Origin of the sequence: Pseudomonas sp. BF-R-24, from assembly GCF_019947335.1 — a bacterium.
In the GTDB taxonomy this organism is placed as follows: domain Bacteria; phylum Pseudomonadota; class Gammaproteobacteria; order Pseudomonadales; family Pseudomonadaceae; genus Aquipseudomonas; species Aquipseudomonas jessenii.
Window position 1 is genome coordinate 1 of sequence record NZ_JAGYGG010000079.1, and the last position, 6016, is coordinate 6016.

Below are 6016 nucleotides of genomic sequence, written 5' to 3' on the forward strand. Positions count from 1 at the left end.
TACCGGGTACCACTCGACGTTGAACGGCTGCCCCGCCATCAGGACGCATTTTTCGGGCGGCGTAGCGGTTGGCCATGGAAACGGCACGCCGACAGGGACGGCAAATATGGAAGCAGGATCAAAGTTGCTTTCGGTCCAGATCTTCCCGAAGTCGGATGCATCAACCTGTAAACCCACGTCGCTCGAGGCGGGTCGATAACCAATGTAGACCTTGTTCGACGCCTGACCCGCACCACCGCCTTGCTGCACGGGAGTGAAACCCAGTGCTGCCTGGTACGCAGCAGGGTCAAAGTTACTAGTGTCCCAACCCGTTACCCACGCACTGAATACGTATCCCTCTGGGGTCCGAACACCGCCACGAGTGTAAGTTGTACCGGTGTTATAGCCGATGATTTGTTGCCAGAGGGTGTCCTGACTGACCGCAACCAGCATGGGGGAGAATTGACACCCTTCTGGAACGTTCGGGCCGGGGTTCACCCGGTAAATACCCACGGTGGTGACTGTGTTTAGATCGGTGCCGTCGGGAAGGACAATCCCCCCGTGACCGATGCCATAAGCACCCGTGAGCAGTACACGGCCTGGCGTGTCATCTTGGGGGTAGATTTGTTTAACTAGATTGGTTGAGTCCCAGGTGTTTTCCCATTCGCCCCAAACACCGGCAGTCAAGGCCCGGCGGTTTAGGGTGTGGTCGGCATTCCCATAAATCTCCTGAAAGGCGTATTGACCTGGTGTAATCGCCGAGACGCGAACCCAGCCCTCAAAGGGCGCGCCACCTGGCCCTCCCGCGCCATTGCTGACGAAATAGAGGGCCGTCACCGCGTTCAGGCCACCGATGTCAACATCACTGACCGCATAGGCGGCCCCGCCCCAGCCGAACGCTCCGACCTTCATCAGCGCATCAGGCGTTTCATCGTGCAGATGGACCTGCACAGCAGCGGTCGCGGCGGTGCCCAGCCCGAGGTTATTCCGAGCCTCGACCACATCCGCAACATCGCCCAGGTTTTCGCTGACTGCCATGGCATCAGTGATGCCGTAGCCGGCCAGGGTGGTCGGGTTGGTGCCAGCGATCACACGCCCAAGGGCATCGACGGTGACACTGCGAAATGTGCCCACACCGGCCCCACTGCCGCCCGCGATCATTTCAAACTGCAAACCGGTGGTGCCCAGGGTGATTGGCGCGTCGGTGATCAACTGCCAGAGGCTGTCGCCGTTGGTCGTGCCCTGCTCGACGTGGATAAACAACCCCGGTGTCACTTCCAGGCTGTTGTCGGCATCGGCGGCTCGCATCCAGCTTTCGGTGCTGACCACATACAGGCCGTTGTCCTGAGCCTGGGTCTGGGCGGTCACCAGCACGCGATCACCGGCGACCACGGCCACGTCATCAATGGTCTGCACGTTGTTCAGGGTGATGGCAGCCGTGGCCGCCACCCGTGCTGACTGTTTGTGATCCAGTTTGGCCAGCGCTTCGCTGATCGCGAGGTCGACGTATTCACGCGTGGCCAGCACAACGGCCGGGTCGATCTTCAGCACGATGTTCGCCGAGCTGCTGACGATGAAGTTCATCCGCACCACTTGGGTCTTGCCCGTGCCCTGGTCCAGCAATGGTTTATAGCTCGGCGCACAGTTGGCCACCGCCACCAGGTCACCGTCGACGTCGTACAGGCCGATCTCGCGAATCCACTCACCGCCGACTTCCGGCGGAATGATCTGTTCGGTGATCACCGTATTGGGGTTGGCCGCATCGACGCGGATCTGGTTGATCGGCGCCCGGCGCCATTCATTGATCAATTGGGTTTGCAGACGATCCGGAATCGGGTCGGTGCCGTTGGCATCCCCCAAGCCCATCTCGGTGAACATCCAGTCCAGCCCCATGGCAATGGCATTGGCGTGCTTGGCTTCACCGACCGCCGTGAGAATGGCAAAAAACTGACTGGTTTTATCAATCATAGGGATAAACGTCCAAAGTATCGGTTTCATCGACGCAGAGCGCCGGGCCAAAAGTGCCGGTCACGTCGATGTCTTTCGGGGCCGGCGGGTACACGTCGATCTCTTCACCCTCTTGCACGCACACGGCAATGCCCAGCACCCCCTCGGTCTGCAGGCTGAGCGCCAGGTTGGTCATATGCCGGCTGACCGGACGGGCGTCGTCGATCAACCACGCCAGTTCCTCGTACAGTTCCTCGGTGATGCCGGCGTCGTTCAGCCCCACCTCCAGAGCGAACGTACCGGGCACGCCTTCCGGCACGGTGTCGAACCATTCCACGACATCGATCAGATAGCCCAGGGGCTCGACCACCCGCCGCAGCGCACCGATGGTGCCTTTGCGTGCATGCACGTCGTACGCCGAACGGATCGCCGTGCGCTTGGCCTCCTGGGTCCAGTTGTTGTTCCAGCGGTCCACCGACCAGGCCCAGGCGAGGTACGGTAACAAGTGCTCGGGGCAGGTGTCGGCGTTGTACAAACTGCGCAGCGGAATCAGTGTGTTTTCGTAATTGGCCGCTTCCACGGCCAGCTCCAGCGGCGTGCTGTTGAGCGGCAGCTGAGTACTCATGTCAGGCCCCCAGGATCACGCTGTAGCCCGTGCAATACGCCGCTTCGGCCTTGCTCGGTTTGAGATCGGTCCAGCCCAGCAACTCAACCCGGGCGATGCCGGGAACGTGCAATTGCGCATCGATCCCCGAGCGCGCCACTTCCAGACCCAAGCGGCGGCGCGGGTTGATCCACTCGCTCAGGCGTTTCTGGCTTTCGGTCAGGTAGGCTTCGTTCTCCGGACCCGGTGCCTGCGGGTACAGCACCGCTTCAATGCGGTAATCGATGACCACGGCGCTCTGCACCGTGAGGCGGTCGGCCACCGGTCGCACGTCCTCGTCATTCAGGTGCAGCCGGACCTCTTCCAGCAGTTCCGGCGAGGCGGCGCCGCTGCCTTCCAGGCTGAGCACGGTGACCACCACCACGGCCGGTGACGGACTTTCCGCCGTGGCATCAGCCACCAGACCCGAGGCGTTACGCGCATGCAGGATGTAGCTATTGCGCGGTCCCGCCGTGGTCAGTCCTTCATACGACAGCTGCACCCGCTCGCGCAGGGCATCGTCCTCTTCGAGCACCTGCGGCGTCGGCGGCACCGTGCTCGAATCTCCCGCCTGAATCACCAAGCGTTGCAAGTTGACGTTGGCGGCCAGATGATCGAGGTCGGCCCGCTCGGCATGGGCCAACAGCAAGGCCTTGCCCGCGTCGTTGACCCGCGCCCGGTTCTGCACAGCGCCGTACGCGGCCTGCTCGATCAGCTTGAGCACCGGGTCGCTTTCCAGCTCCGCGCTCCAGTTGTCGCCCATGCTCAGGCGGAAGGCTTCCAGTTTCTCTTGGTAAACCTCCTCAAAGTCGAGGTCCTCCAGCACTTGCGGCGGCGGCAGGGCCGCCAGTTCCATGGTCATGCGGACACCTCCAAAGTCACGTCGCTGCCCAGGTACTGCCCGGTCAGCTCAAAGGTGATACGCCCGTCGAGGATGGCCACGGCGCGCACCCGGCCTAGCTTCAGGCGCGGCTCCCAACGGCCTAGGGTGCTGGCCACCTCGGCCTGCACGGCGCTTTTCCAGCCGTCATTCACCGGCAGGTCGACAAAGCGCCGCAGCTTGCTGCCGTACTCCGGGCGCATGCGCCGGCTGCCCAAGGGCGTGGACAAGATGTCCTCGATGGACTGGCGCAGGTGATCGAGGCCGGAAATGAGTTGGCCGGTGCGGCGGTCCAGTCCGATCATCCCGATCATGGGATCAGCCCTCGACCGCGACAAAGTCCTTGCGGCTATGCAAATACTCGAGCGCGACCGTGTCATCCGAGGCCACCGCGACCTGGCCTTTTTCCACTTTCAAGGTGCGCTCGGCTTCCAGCAGGACCAGCACCCGCGAGGTGTACAGCGTGTCGCGAAAGAAGCTCAGCGTGGCCGGCGCGGGCGCCTCACTGGCGGCTGAATCCTTGGTTTTGCTTGTCATGGATTTACTCCAGGTATAAAAAAACCCGCACGCGGCGGGCTGAAGGTGAATGTTCACTCAATGCGAGTGGTTGCTGCTGTTGCCCCCGGCATCCATGATCGTGCCGGCGCCGGTGATGTCGCCGGACACACTCAACGTACCGTCGATGCTCACCTCACCCACCAGCGTGATCAAACTGGCCGTCACCCGGATTTGCTCCGGCGTCACGTCAAGCTGCGAGCCACCGACCGTGATGGTCGCGCGGCTGCCGTCGGGTAACGCGATGCGGTAGCTGCCGGCTTGCCAGTCGTAGACCAGCGAGCCGCCATCGTCGAAGTACCAGGCCTCGACGTGATCACGGTTGTCCGGCGGCGCCCCGGCGTTGCCATACAGTCCCGGGATAAAGGTGCCCATGGCCGGATCACCGCTGGGGCTGAACAGCACGCCCTGCTCCCCCATGCTCGGCGCCCGCCAATGACGGGCCTTGCCGGCCGCCAGGCTGTGCCAACGCACCCAGGCACTGACCCAGGTCCCGGCCTTGACCCGCATCCGGCCGGCACTTAGATCGACGCCGACAACCACGCAAGGCAGCAGCATGGCGGCGATCATCCGGTCGTGTTCGGCGCTGGCGTATCCCATGCCAGATCCTCCGGCTGAAAGTAGTGGTCTTCATTGCCGGTACCGGTGCAGCCATCGACATTCAGGTACAGGGTGCCCGGGGGCTCGACAGGCCACAGCCACTCAACCTCGCCGAGGTAGATCTGCTGGGTCCACTCCACCGTCCACACGGTGTAGCCATCCAGTTCCGGTTTGGTCCAGTCCTGACGCGAGGCGACAAACTGCGCCTGTTCAACGTTATCCAGCCCCCAGGTTTGTGCTCGTAATAGAACCGCAAGTTGTGCCGCCAACTGGGCACCCAGTTGCTGATGGCGGGCCAACTCGGGCGCGACAATGACCCGCGCTTCAAAGCGCTGGATCAACACGGTTTCACCGGTGCCGATATCGGACCCGGGCTCAAACTCAACCGGCTCGAGAAATACCGCCGGCAACGCTATGCGGTCCTGAATGTCCGGACAGGTCGCCACAAACCGCACCGAGGGCAGTGCCTGGCGGATGTGGTCCTCGATGGCGGCGTACAACGCATCCAGCGAAAAGGCAGGATCAGACACGGGCGCTCCCCTTCAGGTATTTATGAAGTTCAAAGTTCATCTCTTGTTTGAACAGGACCAGCAGACGCTCGTCGGCCTTGTTGGCCCAGGTGTAAAACGGACCTTCAACGTCTTCGAGCGAGACCTTGGCCTTGGCCAGCGGAAAGCGGTTGTCGTTTTCCGCGATCCAGCCCGAACTTGTGCCTCCACCGGCGGACGCGCTGCTGCCGGGATAATCGTCCGGGTTGAAATGTTTGCTGGCGGTGCGAATCCAGATATCCGCCTTGTTGCCATAGACGCGTTTATAAAACGCCCCCTGATAACGCCGCCCCGCCACCGAGACACCGGCCTTGCCCTGACGTGGATTGCCTATCCGGCTGGCCTCCATCGGGTTGGTGCCGAACCAGAGTTTGCCCAACTGGCCCTGGCCTTTGATGGGATAGCTGCGCAGACGCTGACGCACCGCCCGAACGGCGATTCGTTCCTGCTTGCTGACATCCCGCGCCATGTGCGTGGCAAGCCAGCCCAAGGTCTTGTTGATTGCCCGCCGTTGCGCCGCGGCGGCCGCCTTGGGCATCACCTTGGCCAACTGTTTAAAAGCCTGCATATCGTCTGCGGAAAACTGCAGCGAAACCGGCACGGTACTCATGCTTTTAACCTCAACGACAAGGCCACCAGACCATCACCCGCTGGCTCCAGGTGAGTCAGGGTGTACTCGCCACCACCGTCCAGCACGGGCAACACGATTTGGACCGTCTGCGTTTTTTCAACGCCCACGGCATCGGCCACCCGAATGTGAAAACACGGCTCGCGCAGACCGGTGTTCAAGCGGCCGATCTTGGGTTGCAGCCAAGGCGCTGAGAACATGCCCAGCACGCGACGGCCTTCGATGAAGCCGACGTC

General features: G+C 62.3%; 9 protein-coding genes. All 9 read right to left on the minus strand.

The annotated features are described in order from the left end of the window. Positions 1-1947: phage tail protein (locus KGA98_RS28225; RefSeq protein ID WP_223504940.1), on the minus strand; the 1947-nt coding region annotated here is incomplete at its 3' end. Further along, positions 1940-2551 (minus strand): phage tail protein I, encoded by a 612-nt coding sequence (locus KGA98_RS28230; protein ID WP_223504942.1) that lies wholly within the window; start codon positions 2549-2551, stop codon positions 1940-1942. The genes KGA98_RS28225 and KGA98_RS28230, both read right to left, overlap by 8 nt. A 1-nt stretch (position 2552) precedes the next feature. Further along, positions 2553-3431 carry a baseplate J/gp47 family protein gene (locus tag KGA98_RS28235; protein ID WP_223504944.1) on the minus strand — a complete coding sequence of 293 codons (879 nt, stop codon included), beginning with the start codon at positions 3429-3431 and terminating at the stop codon, positions 2553-2555. Beyond that, a complete protein-coding gene (locus KGA98_RS28240) occupies positions 3428-3754 on the minus strand; it encodes a GPW/gp25 family protein (protein ID WP_043302559.1) in 327 nt (108 codons plus the stop codon). Before KGA98_RS28240 ends, KGA98_RS28235 begins: the two co-directional genes overlap by 4 nt. 13 nt (positions 3755-3767) lie before the next feature. Then, positions 3768-3986 (minus strand): hypothetical protein, encoded by a 219-nt coding sequence (locus KGA98_RS28245; RefSeq protein ID WP_223504946.1) that lies wholly within the window; start codon positions 3984-3986, stop codon positions 3768-3770. A gap of 57 nt (positions 3987-4043) precedes the next feature. Continuing rightward, positions 4044-4604 (minus strand): phage baseplate assembly protein V, encoded by a 561-nt coding sequence (locus KGA98_RS28250; protein ID WP_223504948.1) that lies wholly within the window; start codon positions 4602-4604, stop codon positions 4044-4046. Continuing rightward, a complete protein-coding gene (locus tag KGA98_RS28255) occupies positions 4571-5134 on the minus strand; it encodes a hypothetical protein (protein ID WP_223504950.1) in 564 nt (187 codons plus the stop codon). The genes KGA98_RS28250 and KGA98_RS28255 overlap by 34 nt, the downstream gene beginning before the upstream one ends. Then, positions 5127-5762 carry a hypothetical protein gene (locus tag KGA98_RS28260; RefSeq protein WP_223504952.1) on the minus strand — a complete coding sequence of 212 codons (636 nt, stop codon included), beginning with the start codon at positions 5760-5762 and terminating at the stop codon, positions 5127-5129. Before KGA98_RS28260 ends, KGA98_RS28255 begins: the two co-directional genes overlap by 8 nt. Beyond that, positions 5759-6016, minus strand: a 258-nt coding sequence (locus tag KGA98_RS28265; protein WP_263287949.1) for a hypothetical protein, incomplete at its 5' end; no start/stop codon positions are given. The genes KGA98_RS28260 and KGA98_RS28265, both read right to left, overlap by 4 nt.